This window comes from Acinetobacter sp. I-MWF, assembly GCF_025433935.1.
GTDB classification, from domain to species: Bacteria; Pseudomonadota; Gammaproteobacteria; order Pseudomonadales; family Moraxellaceae; genus Acinetobacter; species Acinetobacter guillouiae.
The window spans coordinates 859,059-880,055 of record NZ_JAMBAR010000001.1 but is presented as its reverse complement, the minus strand read 5'-3'; the positions used below and the strand labels follow the sequence as shown (position 1 = coordinate 880,055).

The 20,997-nt window shown below is 38.9% G+C and carries 13 protein-coding genes; 6 read left to right on the top strand and 7 right to left on the bottom strand.

From position 1 onward, the window contains the following. Positions 1 to 7: 7 nt before the first annotated feature. A complete protein-coding gene (locus M2R48_RS04195) occupies positions 8 to 1,018 on the top strand; it encodes a zinc-binding alcohol dehydrogenase family protein (RefSeq protein WP_096733339.1) in 1,011 nt (336 codons plus the stop codon). Between the two features lie 361 nt (positions 1,019 to 1,379). On the opposite strand, the gene M2R48_RS04190 is transcribed toward M2R48_RS04195, so the two are convergent. Continuing rightward, positions 1,380 to 2,372 (bottom strand): NAD(P)H-quinone oxidoreductase, encoded by a 993-nt coding sequence (locus M2R48_RS04190; protein ID WP_262085187.1) that lies wholly within the window; start codon positions 2,370 to 2,372, stop codon positions 1,380 to 1,382. Between the two features lie 432 nt (positions 2,373 to 2,804). Here M2R48_RS04190 and M2R48_RS04185 point away from each other — a divergent pair, with 432 nt between their 5' ends. Together M2R48_RS04185 and M2R48_RS04180 are read left to right on the top strand one after the other, a co-directional pair. Further along, positions 2,805 to 3,353, top strand: a complete 549-nt coding sequence (locus tag M2R48_RS04185; protein ID WP_262085186.1) for a DUF2239 family protein — start codon at positions 2,805 to 2,807, stop codon at positions 3,351 to 3,353. A 261-nt stretch (positions 3,354 to 3,614) separates the two neighbouring features. After that, the gene (locus tag M2R48_RS04180; RefSeq protein WP_262085185.1) at positions 3,615 to 4,019 is read left to right on the top strand and encodes a TIR domain-containing protein; all 405 of its coding nucleotides are present in this window, start codon (positions 3,615 to 3,617) and stop codon (positions 4,017 to 4,019) included. Between the two features lie 5 nt (positions 4,020 to 4,024). Here the strand turns inward: M2R48_RS04180 and M2R48_RS04175 are convergent, their stop codons facing one another. Next, positions 4,025 to 4,354 carry a hypothetical protein gene (locus tag M2R48_RS04175; protein ID WP_262085183.1) on the bottom strand — a complete coding sequence of 110 codons (330 nt, stop codon included), beginning with the start codon at positions 4,352 to 4,354 and terminating at the stop codon, positions 4,025 to 4,027. Between M2R48_RS04175 and M2R48_RS04170 the strand changes: the two genes are divergently transcribed. Continuing rightward, positions 4,328 to 5,146 carry a hypothetical protein gene (locus tag M2R48_RS04170; protein WP_262085182.1) on the top strand — a complete coding sequence of 273 codons (819 nt, stop codon included), beginning with the start codon at positions 4,328 to 4,330 and terminating at the stop codon, positions 5,144 to 5,146. The two genes, M2R48_RS04175 and M2R48_RS04170, sit on opposite strands and share 27 nt — an antisense overlap. A 43-nt stretch (positions 5,147 to 5,189) precedes the next feature. On the opposite strand, the gene cysN is transcribed toward M2R48_RS04170, so the two are convergent. Both cysN and cysD read right to left on the bottom strand, forming a co-directional pair. Then, positions 5,190 to 6,803, bottom strand: coding sequence for a sulfate adenylyltransferase subunit CysN (gene cysN / locus M2R48_RS04165; protein WP_262085181.1), 1,614 nt, complete (start codon positions 6,801 to 6,803; stop codon positions 5,190 to 5,192). Between the two features lie 130 nt (positions 6,804 to 6,933). Then, positions 6,934 to 7,842 carry a sulfate adenylyltransferase subunit CysD gene (cysD, locus tag M2R48_RS04160; RefSeq protein ID WP_171066897.1) on the bottom strand — a complete coding sequence of 303 codons (909 nt, stop codon included), beginning with the start codon at positions 7,840 to 7,842 and terminating at the stop codon, positions 6,934 to 6,936. A 147-nt stretch (positions 7,843 to 7,989) separates the two neighbouring features. Between cysD and M2R48_RS04155 the strand changes: the two genes are divergently transcribed. Next, a complete protein-coding gene (locus M2R48_RS04155; protein WP_262085180.1) occupies positions 7,990 to 8,436 on the top strand; it encodes a GNAT family N-acetyltransferase in 447 nt (148 codons plus the stop codon). A gap of 180 nt (positions 8,437 to 8,616) precedes the next feature. Here M2R48_RS04155 and M2R48_RS04150 read toward each other — a convergent pair whose 3' ends face one another. The 3 genes from M2R48_RS04150 to M2R48_RS04140 form a co-directional block, all read right to left on the bottom strand. Then, positions 8,617 to 10,089: a capsule assembly Wzi family protein gene (locus M2R48_RS04150; protein WP_262087441.1), complete on the bottom strand. Its 1,473-nt coding sequence runs from the start codon at positions 10,087 to 10,089 to the stop codon at positions 8,617 to 8,619. A gap of 200 nt (positions 10,090 to 10,289) precedes the next feature. Beyond that, positions 10,290 to 11,912, bottom strand: a complete 1,623-nt coding sequence (locus tag M2R48_RS04145; RefSeq protein WP_262085179.1) for an inorganic phosphate transporter — start codon at positions 11,910 to 11,912, stop codon at positions 10,290 to 10,292. A gap of 660 nt (positions 11,913 to 12,572) precedes the next feature. Beyond that, entirely contained in the window at positions 12,573 to 16,970 is a 4,398-nt protein-coding gene (locus M2R48_RS04140; RefSeq protein ID WP_262085178.1) for a YadA-like family protein, read from the bottom strand. 259 nt (positions 16,971 to 17,229) lie between these two features. On the opposite strand from M2R48_RS04140, the gene metH reads away from it, so the two are divergent. Further along, positions 17,230 to 20,919, top strand: coding sequence for a methionine synthase (metH, locus tag M2R48_RS04135; protein ID WP_262085177.1), 3,690 nt, complete (start codon positions 17,230 to 17,232; stop codon positions 20,917 to 20,919). Positions 20,920 to 20,997: the final 78 nt, after the last annotated feature.

Here is a 20,997-nt window from a genome sequence, read left to right as displayed (position 1 = left end):
AAACCTTATGAAAGCTGTTGCTTATAAAAAACCATTCGCAATTTCAGAAGCCAATGTTTTTTCCGAAATCGAAATCGAACAGCCAGTTGCAACAGGTCATGACTTACTGATTGAGGTCAAAGCCATTTCAATCAATCCAGTCGATATCAAAATGCGACAGCGCACTTCGCCAGACAATGATACTTGGAAAATTTTGGGTCATGATGCGGTTGGGATCGTGAAAGCAATCGGAGAAAAAGTTCAAAATTTTAAAGTGGGTGATGAAGTTTTTTATGCGGGTTCAAACCAAAGACAAGGTTCTTATGCTGAATTCCAATTGGTCGATGAACGTATCGTTGGACTAAAACCTAAATCATTGAGTGATGCAGAAGCCGCAGCCTTACCTTTAACGTCACTCACCGCATATGAAATGTTATTTGACCGTTTAAAAATCCAAGACACAAAAGTTGAAAAACCTGTGATTTTAGTCATTGGTGCTGCAGGTGGTGTAGGGTCTATTACGGTTCAATTGTTAAAAGTACTAACTGAATTTACTGTTATTGCCACAGCTTCCCGCCCTGAATCTAAAGCATGGCTGACTGAAATTGGTGCAGATTATATTGTGGATCATAGCCAACCTTTAGAACAGCAAATCCTAGACTTGAATATTGGGCTACCTCATTATATTTTTTCAATTAATGGTACAGGGCGATATACACAAGCCATTGCCAACTTGATTGCACCCCAAGGTCATTTTGGTTTAATTGATGATCCTGAAAACTTTATCATTAACCCGTTTAAAGTTAAGTCTGTTTCTGTTCATTGGGAATCGATGTTTACCCGCTCTACATTCCAAACCAAAGATCTCAGCCGACAAGGTGATATTTTAAATAAAGTTTCAAAATTAGTAGATGATCAAAGAATCAAAACCACTTTGGGACAAAACCTCGGTCAAATCAATGTTGAGCATATAACCCAAGCTCATACACTGATTGAGTCAGGTAAAAGCATTGGTAAGATCGTATTAGCAGGCTTTTAACCACCCGAATAAAATTTAATTTTAGAAGTCGCTTAAATTTTTATAAGAGGATTTAAACGGCCCTGTGAATACTAATCAATGTAATGAACTAAATATAAATTGAACCTTTTTGTATCATTCAATCATACATGGTGTATCTATCGCGTGGCGACATGGATGTCGCGGTTGAGCGGGGGTACAGGACGTACCCCTCGCTCAACAAAGGATTTTTGTCACTTTTCATCCTTGAAAAGTGAGGCATTGCCTACACAAATTAATTTAAACTTTTCGACCTAAGATGAGGCAGTGCTAATTCTTTAATAATATGAATCAAGTTTTAGAGAAATAGTATAATTACAAAGTTAAATAGAAAAAACTTATCTTAAATCACTTCCACCACAACTTTACCAACATGCTCACCAGTATCCATACATGCATGCGCAGCTTGGATCTGATCAAACTTAAATGTTTTATAAATCATGGGTAAACATTCACCTTTTGCCCACAGTGGAACGACTTGTTCCATCAAACCTTTAGCAATTTCAGCTTTTTCAGCAGTTGTACGCGCACGCATGGTTGAACCCGTAATAGTAAGGCGTTTCATCATAATCTGCCCTAATTTTACTTCTTTGGCCTTTGCGCCACCCAAAAATGCGATATAAACCAAACGCCCATCTCTACGGAGTAGGTTTAGATTTTGATCTAGATAAGGCGCCCCAACCATGTCAAGAATAATATCAACCCCCTCATTTTGAGTCTTTTCATGAATGACCTGTTCAAAGTCTTGAGTCTTATAATTAATCGCGTCGGTCAAATGGCGAATGGCTTGAATCTTCTCATCAGAACCTACAGTTGCAAAGCTTTTCAAACCTAATGATTGCGCTAACATTAACGCGGTTGTACCAATACCACTTGAGCCACCATGTACCAATAATGTTTCACCTGCTTTGGCATGCGCCATTTGAAAAACATTGGCCCATACGGTAAAGAAGGTTTCAGGTATTGCTGCAGCTTGGACAAAACTTACAGCTTCTGGAATATTAATGGTTTGAGATTCTGGCACGACACAATATTCTGCATAACCACCGCCGTTGGTCAGTCCACAAACCTTATCCCCCACTGTGAATAAAGTGACTTTTTCTCCTACTGCAATCACTTCTCCAGCAACTTCCAAACCGGGAACAGGTGTCACCCCTTTTGGCATAGGATATAAGCCTTGACGCTGTAAAATATCGGGCCGATTAATCCCAAATGCATGGACTTTAACCAAAACTTCATCTGCTTTGGGTTGAGGAATTTCTACCGTTTCATAAGCCAGTTTTTCTATACCACCGGGTTCTGTAATAATGACCTGTTGCATGTTATTTGTAGACATACTTTCTTTCCTATTCCATTCATTACTTTTCATGTTTTCTGTATTTGAACATAAACCAGTGCATGTGCAAATATTTCGCCACCAATGTCTACAAAATAGAGTGAGTATCCTTACAAAAATATAGTTTTCAATTGTTTATACAAATTGCACCAAACGGATAAAGACGTAAGAACAAATATCAAAAAACCAACTATTTGTTAATTACACATAACCATGCACTCGCTTATGGTTTAAAAATAGATTATCGCCTTTAACTCATTATATTTTTTGCAAGTAAGCATTTAATTTTTAAAGATTTACATGCTTTTTTATTGCTATTTTTAAGCATCAAAGACCATATTGATCATTTTTTGTTTGCTAATCCAATTTTACCCTGATAATATTAAAACACAAATTAGTTTTACCCTGATAAAAATATTCAAAGGTTTTAAAATGAATACTAAAAACACCTACACTGCCTTTGTTGGCAATGAGCGTTTAATCACTGATTCTTTGTTAAACGTAGCATTAACCATTAAGACTCAACAAAACACCTCCACACCTGTGTTGATTTTTAATGATCAAACGGGTCAAGCCATTGATGTCAATATCATGGGCTCTACAGCCGATATTCAGCAACGTTATGCTGAACCTGAAGCGGTTAAAAAAGTTGGACGTCCTAAATTGGGGGTGATTTCTCGTGAAATCACTTTGCAGCAAAAGCATTGGGATTGGTTAGATCAACAAAGTTCTAGCGCATCTGCCGTGATTCGAAAATTGATTGACCAAGAGTTAAATAACCCCGATTCAGCAAGTAATAAAATGTTGGCAAAACAGGCAACTGATCGTTTTATGTCAGCAATGTCAGGCAATATGCCAAATTATGAGGAAGCCACTCGTGCTTTATATCAAGGTAATCAAGCGCTGTTTTTAGAATTGATTCACGGCTATCCAAACGATTTACGGGCGTATTTGACTTTAAAAACGCAACATGCTTTTTAAGTTAAACTTTATTAATTATACTACTAAGGAAATTTAAATTATCAATCAAATTTCCTTACCTAATCATAGTTTTATGATCTTCAACTTCTATCCCAACCACTTAATATATTGATTTTTTTTAGTAAGATTTATTTAGTTTATAGCAACACAAAATAACCTTAAAAAAGAAATTTTTTTAATAAATCTATTTCGATATCCTACTTGAATTCTGAATAAAGGACCAAATATATCAGATAATTAATAATTTAGGGGGTATGTTTAATGTCTTGTCATAATCTTTTTATTAGCCATAGTTGGAGCTATGATAAAAACTATGAAGCAGTAGTTAATTTACTACGTAATCAAGTAAATTCTGAATTTTCTTTTAAAGATTTTAGCGTTCCTAAAAATGATCCCATCCACAATGCCAAAAATGATACAGAATTATATCTAGCTATAGAAAATAAGATAAGATATTGTAAAAACGTAATTATTTTAGCTGGAGTCTATGCTTCATATAGTAAGTGGATTCAGATTGAAATTCAAATTGCAAAAAAGTTAGGAAAAAAAATTATCGCTATAGAGGTTTGGGGTTCAGAAAAAACATCTAAAGTAGTTAAGGATAATGCAGACTATATTGTACCATGGCGTGGCGATAGTCTTGTAAAAGCAATTAAAGCTATATAAAAATATTATTTAATTTTTTTTGCTTCCAAAAGCATAGTTAAAATAATGCTTTTGGACTTTTTAACTTGGTTGTCATCACTCTCTCTTTCTTCTAAACTTAAATCTTCATAAGCTGTTTTAATTTGTCTCTCCCAATGTTCAACGAGTTCTTTCGGGATAGTAAGTGAACCATCATCATTAAGCACACATTGTGAATGAAGATAACTTTGCCAATGAGCCCAAACGTCATGTTGTATTGATGCTAATCTACTGATATTACTATCATAAATTTTTTCAATTTCTTCAAAACCTTTTTCCATAGCTACCTCATGAAAATATTTATTGCTTGCAGCCATGCAGATGAACTCCTAATAAATCTCAAATTAAATGAATTTGAAGCGATTTCTGATAAAAAAATATTTGAAATATATCGCGAAAATACATTATCTAATGATTGGAAAAATAATGTTATAAAAAAAGTAGAGTTTTGTGATTTTTTTCTTATTATTCTTGGTCCAACTGATGTTTTTTCTAATCTTAATATTCAATGGGAAATCAGCCAAGCCCAACTTCTTGATACTCCAATTTATGGTCTTGAATTAGGCAATGTTTGTCAAAGTGATGACTATAAAAAATTTATTAACAACTATCCTTGTTTCAAACTTACCAAAAATTTGCTTGATACGCTTAGTTATGAGAATGAGCTTAATGCTAAAAATAAACTCGAAAGTTACAAAATTTTAGTAACCTCTTCTGAAAAAGTCACAGAACAACGATCTAAAGTTCACACACTTTTTCTAGCTCTATTAACTGCTATAATTTCTTTATCAATAGCATTTATTCAAAAACAAGGTGTTGATAAGTATTCGATTATATTAATGTTTTTTGTAAATATCATCATTATTTTGATTACAGTTTTGTGGGAAAAAATGATTGAATCCTATGGAAAATTGAATAGTGCAAAATTTAAAATTATTAATAGTTTAGAAAAAAAACTGAGAGTTAATAATTTTGATAAAGAGTGGATTCTTCTTCAAAAGAATAACTATTTAACAACCACATCTTTAGAAAAAAAATTAGTTAATTCTATTCGTATAATTACGTATGGAATTATTATATTTACTTATTTTTTATTATTCTTACTATAAAAAACCCACCTTATGGTGGGCTTCTCTCAACCAATCCAATCTCTTAAAGACGAACCAATTCCACAATTTTTTCAGCCAATTCTTCAACTGCTTCTTGAGCAAATGCTACATCAGCACCCTGTTCAACATCCGTCACCACCACAACACCAGTTTGACGAAGCAATGCAACTTGATCGCTTGATAAACCTGTTTTTGCAATCGCAACAACACCTTGTTGAATCAATAAGCTTTCAAGAGATTGTGCATGTTTAAGTACTTGAGCAGATACAGCAACCACAGCCGGTTTTTGACCTAAACGTGCAGCACGTGCTTCAGCAGTGACAGGTTCATTGTGTGCAGTCCATTCAACCGCAGCTTCAACCATACCCGCACCAACAGTCACATTACTTAAACGGTCAATAAAGATAAAAGAACCCGTATAACGACTATCATGATAACGGTCAAATACCACTGGTGCATCAAACTCAATCGTTACATCTGCAATTGCATTTAAATCAAGCTGTTCAACTTGCATTTTTTCCAATGTGTTGACATTGGTACGATAGTTAATCTTCGCAACCTTAGCCGGAATGGTTTGTGTACCAAACTTCACATTATAAAGTTTGCCCAACACTAAAGGCTGATCAGTCATCCATACGACTGTCGCACGAGCAGAACGTGAAATGAGCGGTTGCTCACCTGCTTTGACCAAGACATTACCACGCGAAATATCAATTTCATCATTCAAGGTCAAAGTCACTGCTTGACCAGCAATTGCATGTGCTAAATTGCCATCAAAAGTGACTATTTCTTTCACTGTTGATTTCTTGCCTGAAGGTAAAGCCACAATTTCATCGCCAACTTTCACTTCACCTAAAGCAATCGTACCGCAGAAACCACGGAAATCGAGGTTAGGACGGTTCACATATTGCACAGGAAAACGGAATTCATGTTTGCTTACATCATGTGTAATTTCAACAGTTTCCAATGTTTCCATCAAGGTTTTACCTTGATACCACGGCGTATTTGCGGATTTATTTACAACGTTATCGCCATTCAATGCAGAAATTGGCGAGAAGATGATATTGGCAGGTTTACGCTCAGCCAATTGATTGACAAAATTATTATACTCAACTTGAATTTCATTGAAACGCGCTTCAGAGAATTCAACCAAGTCCATTTTGTTAATCGCAACTACGATATTACGAATACCCAATAGGCTCGCAATAAAAGTATGACGGCGAGTTTGTGTTTGTACGCCATAACGAGCATCAATCAAGATGATTGCAAGATCTGCGGTAGATGCGCCTGTGGCCATGTTACGGGTATATTGCTCATGCCCTGGGGTATCAGCAATGATAAACTTACGCTTTTCAGTAGAAAAATAACGATAAGCCACATCAATGGTAATACCTTGCTCACGTTCAGCTTGTAAACCATCGACAAGCAAGGCCAAGTCAGGTGCATCACCTGTGGTGCCCACTTTTTTCGAATCACGGGTTACTGCTTGTAATTGATCTTCATAAATCAATTTTGAATCGTAAAGTAAACGACCAATTAACGTTGATTTACCATCATCCACATTACCGCAAGTCAAAAATCTTAACAGGTCTTTATTTTCGTGCTGTTTTAAATATGCCAAGATATCTTGGCTAATTAATTCTGATTGATGAGACATTGCTCAAAGCTCCACAATATTTTGAAATCGGTTGCTATATCTTTAAATCCTCCTAAGTCCTCCGTTTTCTTGCTGGAGTTCCCCCCTCTTTTATAAAGAGGGGTTAGGGGAAGATTCATATAAAAAATACTTAGAAATAGCCTTCTTGCTTTTTCTTTTCCATCGAACCTGCTTCATCGTGGTCAATCATACGACCTTGACGTTCAGAGCTGGTGGCTAAAAGCATTTCTTGGATAATTTCAGGCAATGTTGTTGCCGTTGATTCAACTGCACCTGTCAACGGGTAACAGCCCAAAGTACGGAAACGTACCGATTTCATTTGTGGAACTTCACCTTCTTTTAAACGCATACGTTCATCATCCACCATGATCAACGTACCACTACGCTCAACAACTGGACGTTCAGCTGCTAAATACAAAGGTACCAAAGGAATACTTTCTTGGTAGATATATTGCCAAATGTCTAACTCAGTCCAGTTTGACAATGGGAATACACGGATACTCTCGCCTTTATTGACTTTACCGTTATAAAGATTCCAAAGCTCTGGACGTTGGTTTTTAGGATCCCAACGATGTTTAGCATCACGGAAAGAATAAACACGTTCTTTTGCACGTGACTTTTCTTCATCACGGCGTGCACCACCAAATGCAGCATCAAACTGATATTTATCCAATGCCTGTTTTAAGCCTTGGGTTTTCATAATATCGGTATATTTTGAGCTACCATAATCAAATGGATTTACACCAGCATCTTTACCTTCTTTGTTTTGATGCACGATCAGATCAAAACCATGTTCTTTTGCCATGTTGTCACGGAATTTAATCATGTCCTTAAACTTCCAGCCTGTGTCGACATGCAACAGTGGGAAAGGAAGTTTAGCAGGATAAAATGCTTTTAAAGCAAGATGCAGCATGACAGCTGAGTCTTTCCCGATTGAGTAAAGCATCACTGGATTTTCAAACTCAGCAGCAACTTCACGGATGATATGAATACTCTCAGCTTCAAGCTGTTTTAGATGAGTAAGTCTTTCCTCAGATATAGGCATTGACAGCACCAGCTCACAAAAACGTGTACTTATTACACATATTAAAATTTATATTCATTATAGTGATTTACACCTCAACCCTTTTGCTTGTTTTTTTATATTCATATATAAAAACATCATAAGCAACAACAAGAGATTGGCATGACCACACAAATTATTGCACTAGAACAGATTGATTTTGAGCAATGGCTTCCACTTTGGCACGGCTATTTAACATTTTATAAATCACAACTCAGTGATGAACAAATAAGATTATCTTGGAAGCGAATCACAAATCCTGAACAAACTGATATGTTTGGTTTTGCCATCAAAGTAAATGGTCAGGTGGTTGGCTTTGTACATTTGATTACACATATGAGCATGTGGACAGATTTACCCTACTGTTATCTACAAGATTTATTTGTGGATGAAGCTTTTAGGAATCGAGGTTTAGCTCGGCAATTAATTGAGCATTGTTATCATTTCTGCGCAACAAAGTTTGACCGTGTTTATTGGCTCACTCAAGAATCCAATATTAGCGCCCAACACCTTTATGATCGTATTGCGAATAAAACTGGATTTATCCAATATAAAAAGGTATTAACATAACTTATTAGATGTAATTCATTTAAAAAATTGAAGATCTGCATATCAAATAATTCAACCAACAATCAAAAACTAAAAATCGCTTCTTTTGTAAAAATTTTAAAGAAGCGATTTTAGCTTAGTCCCAGCTCATCAAACTGTATATGCCTAAAATTAGATATGTACAGTCTGACAACTCAGGGCTTAATGGCCGAATAATGCTTTATCTAAAGGAATTTCGATTCCTACAGAAGCACCTGCATCATTGCCATGTACATCAGAATCACTGACCCAACCATTAATTTTTAATGGCATAGTCGGTTTAATATAATGTGTCCAAGTTAAATCTAACGCTTTAATTTTGTCTTTTTCAGGGAATGCTAAGTTGATTTGCTTATCACCAAATAGAGCAGCAGATTGGTTGACTTTGGCATACAGTGCACGGCCAGATAAACGATTCATCACATCAAAACGAATATCACCACCAACAGAAATCATTTCACCATCACCACCCATTGCATGTCCCAATGGGAAACCTTGTTGGTAATAACCATCTTTATAAACATGGTGACTATAAGAAACACCTAATGGATCGCCATTTGTTTCTGTATTCGCCCATTCAACATACAGCTGGTATGGCAAATTTTTAAAACTTGAGGAATAGTCAGCACCAGCTAAATACATTTTTTTAGATGGTAGTAAACCCGCTTCATCTTCACCAATATATTGCCCATAAAAACTCATAGGAACATTCAGCAAAGATTGAAGATTTAAACGCGCATCAAATCCAGCAAGCTGGTTGGATGGATTACCCACCCCTGTACAAGTGCTATCTGCACACTCATTGTCTTTCCCAATAAAAGCATTCCAATAAGCTTTTGCACTTCCTGGTTGACCTTCTCCATCAATTTGGAAAGCACGTGATGCACCGATTTCTAAATAAGGTAAAGGTTGAGCAGTTAAGCGCAATCCCATTAAACGCGCATCAGGCACAGCCGTATAATCATTCAACTGCCCAGCAAATGCTTGATATTGCCAAGGGCCAATCCAAGACAACCATTTAGATTCAAAAGCTTTTTGTTCAGCACGTTGCGCCGTAAAACCATAAACAGGACGGCTGGCATCACCACGAATCAAACTACCATCATGTCCTGGCCCCCAATATGTTGGGATTTGACCCGCAATAACCCACTGATTCCATAACTTCCCTGCAATGTATGAGCCCTCTACATTGACATCTTGACCATTGTCAATTTGCGGATCTTTTTCACCATTCACACGAAGCTTTGCATCCCAGTTTTCACCGCCTGCATTAAATTCTAATGAACCCACATACTGTGCTTTTGCGCTGTCCCCAAAAGCTTGAGGAATATTTTTTTGATCAGTTTCGGCAAACAAACCTAATTTTGCGGTTTGATTATCTGCTTTTAGTGCATTTTGAATTGAATCAATAACTTTTTGTTGAGTATTGTTTAAAACTTTTGCTTGAGATAAGGCACGTTGAATTTCATCCCCACTCATTGGCCAAGTCGATGTACTGATTTGAATCACACCTTGTTGATTTAACCAGTTCAAATCTGTGCGAAGATCTTCATTATTTAATACAATTCCCTGTGCAAATACAGGTAAGGACATTCCAAGTAATACAGCAGCACAAAGTGATTTTCTTAAATACATGCTCATTTTTCTCAAGTTTGATTTACAACCACACCTTAATTTTTTTATAAGTTTTTTTCAATGGTGAAATTGTGTTATTCATAATTTAAAATTTCATTATCCAAATAAAAAAAGTGCACCAGAGTGCACTCATTTTCTTTTTAATTCAAGCAACAACGATCATTCAAATTTTAAAACAATCGCCATCTCTAGCTTTTAAATTAAAATACTTTTAAAAATAACCAGAATAAACCGCCTGATAAACAAATCGTTGCAGGTAAGGTAAAAATCCATGCAGAAAGAATCGTTTTGACTGTTGCAAAATTCAATCCAGTTTTGTTGGCAACCATGGTTCCCGCAACCGCACTGTTCAGTACATGTGTGGTTGAAACAGGTAAACCAAAACCATCTGCAGCAGCAATTGTAGACATTGCTACAAGTTCAGCAGACATCCCTTGACCATAGGTCATATGATGTTTACCAATACGCTCACCCACAGTAACCACAATACGTTTCCATCCCACCATTGTTCCTAAACCTAGTGCCAATGCCACAGCAACTTTTACCCAGTTTGGAATATATTGAAGGAAAGAATCTAAGTTTTTGCGATACTCTTTTACCACTTTGCCTTGAGCTTCATCCATTTTTGGAAGTTGATCCGCTTTATCCAAGCGTTTAAAAGCTGTGGTGCTTAAGTACATATCATTACGTAATGAAGATACTTCAGCCTCGGGGATATCTTTGAGATCACCGAATTTACCAACACGCTCGCCCAAATGATCAGTCAAACTGGCCAATGCAGGAACAACTTCGGGATTCATTTCTTTGGTTTGGATAAATTTAGTAATGGTTACACGCGCTTGTTCATCTGGAATATCAGCATGCTGTGCATAAATTGCCGTCGCAGTTTGACCAGACAATTGTGAGAATGACTGTAAATGCTGTTGGTCTAATCCTCTATTCAACGAATAAGCCAAAGGCACAATACCAATCAAAATCAGCATGATTAAACCCATACCTTTTTGACCGTCATTTGAACCATGTGCAAAGCTTACACCGGTACAAGTGAAAATCAAAATCGCACGAATCAAAGGTGGTGGTGGCTTATTGCCTTCAGGGGGTTGGAACAACTCAAGTTGTTTTTTAAATATTTTTTTAACAATCAAAAATACAATTGCTGCAAATGCAAAACCAATCAAAGGAGAAAACAGTAATGCTTTACCCACTTTAAGCACTTGATCCATGTCTACTCCACTTGCACCCGTTGAAGCGTGCAAAATGTAGTTCATGATGCCTACACCCAAAATGGAGCCAATCAAGGTATGAGAGCTCGATGCCGGAATACCTAAGAACCAAGTCCCTAAATTCCACAAAATCGCCGCAATCAGCATGGCAAAAACCATAGCAAAACCAGCGCCACTGCCTACATTCATGATCAATTCAACAGGAAGTAAGGCAATAATTCCATACGCAACTGCACCACTGGCAACCATTACCCCAAGGAAGTTACAAAAGCCTGCCCACATCACTGCTACAGGTGCAGGCAATGCATTGGTATAGATCACAGTTGCTACAGCATTGGCTGTATCATGAAAACCATTTACAAACTCAAACCCCAAAGCGATAAATAACGCTGTCGCTAAAAGAATCACTGAATAAAGGCTTAACGGTGGAACATGTGCTAAATCTGCACTAACTTGCACCCCAATATAAATCAAGGTAGCAATAATGATCGTCAGAAACACCGGCATAAAAAATTTCGGTGTAGGTACATGGACATTCGTCGATTTAGTAGCTTGAGACGATTGTGCAGAATCTGAGACGGGAGGTAAATTCGAATTCATGCAGAAAGTTAGCGAATATTAGAATGCGCTTATTGTTCAATTAAATTGTGACAATTATATGACAAATAGAGGTCATATGAAGTGAAATTTATAATTATTTCACTTCAGTATTTCGCTACATAAGCGACAAAATTAATATCTTTATTATTTATAATTAGTATCTTACACCAATAAAATCAAAACATTTTTTACAAAATATTATATTTCAGGCTGAAATAATATTTGTAATATTTCAGACCAATTTAAGCTATTCATCATTTGGCATTGCTATTTTTCATGAAATTTATGACAAATTGATGAAAAAACAAACATGCTTTTAAGTTTATTTTTAAATGTTTTCCCATAACCCCAATTTATCAAATCTATGCAAGTTTAGCGCCAACAATATGCCTTTCGCCAAAGTACCCAACATCAGCAATAAATCGCTGTGAATTGTATGTGTTAGACAAATAATGTGCAAAAAATAAAGAGATTATCCAAGCAATTTTTCTTACATTTTTTTAAAGACTTGCTTTAAAAAGCCAATCCACCATTTAGTTTTCAATCAATACATAAAATGATTACAAAAAACTCAGTGTTCTGTAAACACTGAGTTTTTGACTTAAGATCATCTCGAAAGCTGATCCTGAATGTAAATTGAATACTTATGTTTAATTAAAATTATTTCCACTGATAGCCCATAGACACTGCACCACCAATATTGCTACGGCTGTCAGCAGAAGCACCCATTTTCCAGACGATCTTATTGCTGTCAGTAATGGCACTCACCCCGATTGCTACTGCAGTTTCACCTCGGTAACCGGAGACACCCGCACTAACCATACTCATACCCGCTTCAGTGGGTTGTGGTAAGTTACCTACCGCCATCGCACCTGCGATACCCGCATAAGTATCGTTACGCAAGTCATCCATATTTTTATTGGTGTCATAGAAAGCTTGTTCCAGATTACTTACCCGAGTATCTATAGCGCCCAAGGCATCCCCTACATTATGGAAGGTTCCCCCTGCAACGTTATAGGTAGGTGCACCAATCGAACCATCTTTGTTCAGTGTTGAGCCGCCACCTAAATGTTGCGCCACACTGCTATTGGTTTGGTGTAATTGTGAACCGTTAATGGCATCCGTAGAGGTTGAGGTAATTTCACCATTTGCTAAACCACTGACTTTATTGGTTGTCCCATCAATCGTGACTTTACCCACATTGACCTTATTCGCTGTAACTTGCTTTGCTGTGACTTGATTCGCAGTAACAGAATTTAACTGAATATCCTCTGCTAAAGCCACTTGATAGTTATTTGAACCATCTGCATTGGTACTACTGTTTACAACAGTGTTCTTACCTGCAGACACGCTGGTTTTAGCACCGGCAACCTGTCCATGTATTGAAGCAATTGCATCATGCACATTGTCTTTACCTGTATTTCCAATATTACTGGTTTTGATCGTTCCATCTGGATTAACTTTTGCATTTCCGCCCAATGCATTTGCAACGCTTTCAGCGGTATCATGTAATTGACTACCATTAATGGCTTGATCAGAATCAGCACTCACCTTACCGTCAGCCAAACCACTGATGGTATTGTTTTGTGAATCAGCTTTAATATTACCCACCGTGACCGAATCAAAACTGACATCATCTTTGGTTGCAACTTGATAATCGGTTGAGCCATCTGCCTTAGTGGTTTTCGTTACTTCAGTATTTTTACCTGCACTTACAGTTTCTGTAGAACCCTTAGCTTCATTGGCTTTAGATATTGCAGCCTTTAATTGTGCAACATTGACCGCGTCTGTATCTGCAGTACCCGCTGCTACCCCAGTAATTTGACGAGTGATTCCCCTTGAGACATCCCCCACGGAAAATGCTGCTGCACTACTTCGCCATGTACTCCCAGTATTGCTAGAACCAAAACCTGTCAATGGATCAAAGCCAGCGATACCCGCTGCAGTATTAGCAACTGAGCCTTTACCAAGTGCAACACTACCTTCCAACTCGGCATGCGCATCCGTTCCAAGCGCAACCGCATCTTTACTCTTGGCAGAGGAATTAAGGCCAAGCGCAGTAGCACCATCACCAGTTGCACTCGCACCCACACCTACTGCTACAGCATTTTTACCTATTGCCCCATCATTATTATAATTCCCGCCTTGGGTACCACCATCATTGATACTGACATAATGAGTCGTATCCCCTGCACCAGCATAAAGTTTTTCAATTGCTTGGTTTGTCGCATACAATTGTGAACCGTTAATGGCATCTGTACTACTTGCACTAATTTCACCTGCAGCTACATTGATGATTTGACGTTCACCACCGACTTTACCCACACTGACAACACCATTGGCTGTTGATCCTACACCTGCAAATGCATAATCATCGCCATTAATAGTGACTTTATCTACAACACTCGCTGCACGATCTGTGGATGCGTTACCTAAGACCACACTGTTGGCTTGAGTTGTTGTGACATTGTTACCTAGGACTTGAGTATTATCTTGAGCAACTGTATTTTTATTGCCTAATACAGTCGTATTCTTAGCATTATTCAGTGTATTTTCGTTCCCGAGAACACTATTTTTATCACCACCAGTCACCGTATTACGAAAACCCGCAGTCAAAGACTTCGTGCTATCAGTGATTTTATTAAATGCGCCAACAGCTGAACTATATTCACTTGCACTTGAAATCTCGTTGGCGACGCCCATACCTAGCGCACGAGTACCTTGGATTGTATTATTGGCACCTAAAACTGTAGCTCGCTCTCCCTCGGCTATATTCCAAACACCAAATGCAGAAGACCATTGACCTTTTGTTTTATTCTCCGCACCGACCGCAATAGAACGATACCCCTCTGCATTGTTATAACTGCCGACTGCAACACCGGAGAAATCTTTTACAGTATTGTTAGCACCTAAAGCTATAGCCTCATTACCTGTAACATTGTTATTGTGACCAATTGCCGTACTAGAACTTGCGCTATTACTTAGGGAATTATTATTCCCAATCGCAATACTATTTGCAGCATCACTAGTGACATTGCCAATGGCAATTGCGTTCTCACCAACCGCCTTAGCACCTACACCCACAGCTAAAGCATTTTTTCCAGTTGCACCATCATTATTGTAGTTATTACCTTGAGTACCGCCATCATTAACACTGAAATAATGAGTAGAAGCCGCAGCCTGAGCTGCTTTAAGTTGTGATAGGTTTACTGCATCAGTATCTTGGCTTGCCGCTGCAACATTGGTAATACGGCGTTCTTTTCCAACCGTCCCCACTGACACTTCACCACCCGCCGCATTGGCTGCAACAATCGTAGTACCTAGTGGTACATAAGCAACTTCACTGTTTACATCACGGATCGCCTCACTATTTGCACCCAAAGCAACACTGTTACTAACAGCAGCCTTAGCCCCACTGCCCAAACTAGTGGCATCATCTACATTGTTTAGACCTTGACCCGCTGCTCGCCCCAAAGCGACATTCCGACTACCCGTAACGTTATTACCCGCAGTATCACCAAGAGCAAGATTACTGTTACCTTGGACATTACGCCCCGCATTAATACCCAAAGCACTGTTATAATTACTATCGTTTGTCTTGGTACCCACACTAGAACCAGCTCCTGCACCTACTGCTGTATTTTGGTGACCAAATATATCTTGGCCTGCCACCCGACCTTGAGCAGTGTTTTGGTTACCTATAACTCTTTGTCCTGCTGAATCACCTACTGCACTATTGGAATCACCGTTGACTTCACTACCCGCTGTAAAGCCTAAAGCAGTGTTAAGATTTCCCACACCGTTGTTACCTGCTCCATAAGCTAATGCAGCATTGTAGTTGCCTGAAATATTGCTGCCTGAACTTACACCAATAGCCACATTTCTATCGCCAGTAACACTGCGCCCAGACATTTGACCATAAGCTGAGTTACTACTTCCCCTAACCATACTGCCAGAGTCCAGTCCAGTCGCAGTATTTGAGTTACCAATTACATCAACACCTGATGTTCTACCCAAAGCGGTATTATGGCTTCCCTCTACATTACCTCCAGCCGACGCACCCGCAGCAAGATTAGTTTCACCTGTAACTTTTACGCCCGCACTTGCGCCCAATCCGATGTTGCCATTCCCTGTGACATCACGACCAGCATAGTCACCTAAAGCTGTATTTCTTTGTCCTTTGGTGTTATCCCCACTATTCGAACCAACGCTCGTATTCCAGCGACCATCATTGTTAGTGCCAGCATTCAGACCAATCAATACATTGGCATCTCCATCTGAAATATTTCCACTTCCCGCATTGAGGCCGATTACCACGGCACGACCACCCATTGCTTGCGCACCAGAACCGATAGCAATATCATTTTCACCAACCGCCTTAGCGCCTACACCCACAGCGATCGCATTAAGACCTGTTGCTCCATCATTATTGTAGTTATTACCTTGAGTGCCACCATCGTTGACACTGACATAATGGGTTTGACTATCAGCAATGGCTTTGTGAGTTGCATATAACTGCGAACCGTTCACTACATCTGTACTGCTGGCGCTAATTTCACCAGCAGCAACATTGATGATTTGACGCTCACCACCAACTTTACCCACACTCACTACACCATTTGCTGCAGAACCAGCACCTGCAACTGTGTAGTCTTCACCGTTAATGGCGACTTGATTTACTGTCGTTGCTACACGATCTGTAGATTCATTTCCTAAAACCACACTGTTGGCTTGATTACTTGTGACATTGTTCCCCAAAACTAAAGTATTACTTTGTGTCGCTGTATTTTTATTCCCCAATACAGTCGTATTTTGGGTATTGGGGAGCGTATTATTATTTCCCAAAACATTGTTATTCTGTAGATCCGTCACATTATTACTGAGCCCCACGACTATCGCCCCTGCCATACTCGACATAGTCAATGCTGAAACTGCCAATAACGCACCTGCAACAGTTGTTTTAGCAGAAGATCGTTTACCCCGTGTCTTGGATACCTCTGAAATCGCACACCAAGTGCCTAAAGCTTCATTCCAAACGATTTTATAGACCTTATTCATGTTCTTATCTCACATTTATAATAAATTATGTGATTAAATTAACACTTAAACTTAAGGTTTCAACATTTTTTTACGCTTGTGCAAAAAAATCATGTATGCCTCTAAATGCATGATTTTTTAGAATGAATTATTTGAATTTTTTTAAATTTTCTAAATCAAAAATCTGTCATCAGGAAGTGTGTCAAGATTGGTACCTTGAAAGTCTACATTCTGATAACATATCGGCTATTTTTAAAATCCGATTTTATTGAGAGTTTTAATGTCCACGCTTACCACGTTAAAAGAGCTTCTTGCCAAACGCATCCTAATTATTGATGGTGCAATGGGAACTATGATCCAACGCCATAAACTGGAAGAAGCTGATTACCGTGGTGAGCGTTTTGCTGACTGGGCATCTGATTTAAAAGGCAACAATGACCTTCTGGTGTTAACTCAGCCACAAATTATTCAAGGCATCCATGAAGCTTACCTAGATGCTGGTGCTGACATTATTGAAACCAATAGCTTTAACGGCACACGGGTTTCAATGTCTGACTATCACATGGAAGATTTAGTCCATGAGATTAACTTTGAAGCAGCCCGCCTTGCCAAAGCTGCTTGTGAAAAATACTCAACCCCTGACAAACCACGTTTTGTTGCTGGGGTATTGGGGCCAACATCACGTACCTGTTCTATCTCACCAAATGTGAATGATCCCGCGTTTCGTAACATTACCTTTGATGAACTCAAAGAAAATTATATTGAAGCCACGCATGCTTTAATTGAAGGTGGCGCAGACATCCTTCTCATTGAAACGGTGTTTGATACACTAAACTGTAAAGCAGCAATTTTTGCGGTAAAAGAAGTCTTTAAACAGCTTGGCCGTGAATTACCGCTGATGATTTCAGGCACAATTACTGATGCTTCTGGTCGTACCTTAACAGGACAAACTGCAGAAGCATTCTGGAACTCTGTTCGTCACGGCGATTTATTGTCGATTGGATTTAACTGCGCCTTGGGTGCAGATGCCATGCGTCCACATGTCAAAACTGTATCAGATGTTGCCGATGTTTTTGTTTCAGCGCATCCAAACGCTGGCTTACCGAACGCATTTGGTGGCTATGATGAAACACCAGAAGAAACAGCAGCCTTCTTAAAAGAATTTGCTGAAAGTGGTTTGATCAATATCACTGGTGGCTGTTGTGGTACAACACCTGACCATATTCGTGCCATTTATAATGCGGTCAAAGACATACCACCACGTAAAATTCCTAACATCAAGCCTGCATGTCGCCTCAGTGGTTTAGAGCCATTTAATATTTATGACGATTCATTGTTCGTCAATGTCGGTGAACGTACCAATGTCACGGGTTCTAAAAAATTTCTCCGTTTAATCCGTGAAGAAAACTTTGCTGAAGCACTTGATGTTGCATTACAACAAGTCGTTTCAGGCGCGCAAATCATTGACATCAATATGGATGAAGGAATGCTCGATTCGCAAAATGCGATGGTACATTTCTTAAATCTGGTTGCATCTGAGCCTGAAATTTCTAAAGTGCCAATCATGATTGACTCCTCTAAATGGGAAATCATTGAAGCAGGTTTAAAATGTGTACAAGGTAAACCTGTTGTTAACTCGATTTCCTTAAAAGAAGGTTATGACGAGTTTGTCCATAAAGCACGTTTATGCCGTCAATATGGTGCAGCAGTCATTGTGATGGCATTTGATGAAACCGGTCAGGCAGATACTGCCACACGTAAACGTGAAATCTGTAAGCGTTCTTATGATGTGCTCGTGAATGAAATCGGTTTTCCTGCGGAAGACATTATTTTTGACCCGAACGTTTTTGCTGTCGCAACAGGGATTGAAGAGCACAATAACTATGCGGTGGACTTTATTGAAGCAACAGGCTGGATTAAACAAAACTTACCACATGCCATGATTTCTGGTGGTGTGTCGAACGTATCATTCTCTTTCCGTGGCAATGAACCTGTGCGTGAAGCCATTCACTCTGTATTCCTTTACTATGCCATCAAACAAGGCATGACCATGGGGATTGTCAATGCGGGGCAGATGGCCATCTATGATGATATTCCGAAAGAGCTGAAAGCCGCTGTTGAAGATGTCATTCTCAATCAGAATCAAGGTGAAAGCGGTCAAGATGCAACTGAAAAATTGCTTGAAGTTGCTGAACAGTACCGTGGTCAAAGTGCTGCTCAAAAACAGGTTGAAAACCTTGAATGGCGTAATGAACCTGTTGAAAAGCGTCTTGAATATGCATTGGTCAAAGGGATTACTAGCTTTATCGATGAAGATACTGAAGAAGCCCGTTTAAAGTCCAAACGTCCACTTGATGTGATTGAAGGTCCATTGATGGATGGTATGAATGTGGTCGGTGACTTATTTGGTTCAGGTAAAATGTTCTTACCTCAAGTGGTCAAATCTGCACGCGTGATGAAACAAGCTGTAGCATGGTTAAACCCGTACATTGAAGCTGAAAAAACAGGCAGCCAATCCAAAGGTAAAGTGTTGATGGCGACTGTAAAAGGCGATGTACACGATATTGGTAAAAACATTGTCGGTGTTGTACTTGGGTGTAATGGTTATGACATTGTTGACCTTGGTGTCATGGTGTCTTGCGAGAAAATTTTACAAACTGCGATTGATGAAAAAGTCGATATTATCGGTTTATCAGGTTTGATTACCCCATCGCTTGATGAAATGGTGTTTGTCGCAAAAGAAATGCAACGCAAGGGCTTTAAAATCCCACTGTTGATTGGTGGTGCAACCACATCGAAAGCACATACTGCAGTAAAAATTGATCCGCAATACTCAAATGATGCAGTGATCTATGTTGCTGATGCTTCTCGTGCGGTGGGTGTTGCAACCACCCTGCTGTCTCCTGAAATGAAGCCTAAATTTGTCGATGAGCATCGTGCTGAATATGAAAAAGTACGTGAACGTATTGCCAATAAGCAACCAAAAGCAGCTAAATTGTCGTATACAGAATCCATTGAAAATGGTCTAAAAATTGACTTTGCCGCCAATCCACCAGTAAAACCTAACTTTATTGGTTTGCAAACCTTAACCGATTATCCTCTTGATACATTGGTGGAATATTTTGACTGGACCCCATTCTTTATTTCTTGGAGTCTGGCAGGTAAATTCCCGAAAATTTTACACGATGAGATTGTCGGTGAAGCTGCAACTGATTTATATAATCAAGCTCAGGCGATGCTAAAAGACATTATTGACAATAAACGTTTCGATGCGCGTGCCGTTTTTGGGATTTATCCTGCAAACCGTTCAGCCGCAGACTCTGTTGAGGTCTTTAGCGAAGATGGTCAATCTGTAACTCATACCTTCCATCATATTCGTCAGCAATCGGATAAAGTCACAGGTAAACCGAATTTGTCTTTGGCTGATTTTGTTGCAACAAAAGCACAAGCCGAAGACTACTTGGGTGGTTTTACCGTTTCAATTTTTGGTGCGGAAGAAATGGCGCATGAGTATAAAGCCAAAGGGGATGATTACTCCGCCATTCTTGCTCAGTCTTTGGGTGATCGTTTTGCTGAAGCGTTTGCAGAACACTTGCATGAACGTATTCGTAAAGAGTTCTGGGGATATCAAGCAGATGAACAACTCTCTAATGAAGAATTAATCAAAGAGAAGTATGTCGGTATTCGTCCTGCACCGGGCTACCCAGCTTGCCCTGAGCATTCTGAAAAGGCGTCTTTGTTTGATTGGCTAGGCACCACAGATAAGATTGGTACCCAATTAACCAGCAGTTTTGCAATGTGGCCACCATCAAGTGTCAGTGGTTTCTACTATGCCAACCCACAGTCTGAATATTTTAACGTGGGTAAAATTGCGTTGGATCAGCTAGAAGATTATGCAAAGCGGAAGAATTGGACTTTGGATGAAGCGAAGCGTTGGTTAGCACCAAATTTGGATGATTCGGTTTCTTAATCCGAAACCCTTTTATAAAATACGAGCCAGTCCCTTTTTATTAAAGAGGGACTTGTGCATAAATTGAGAGGCTTGATA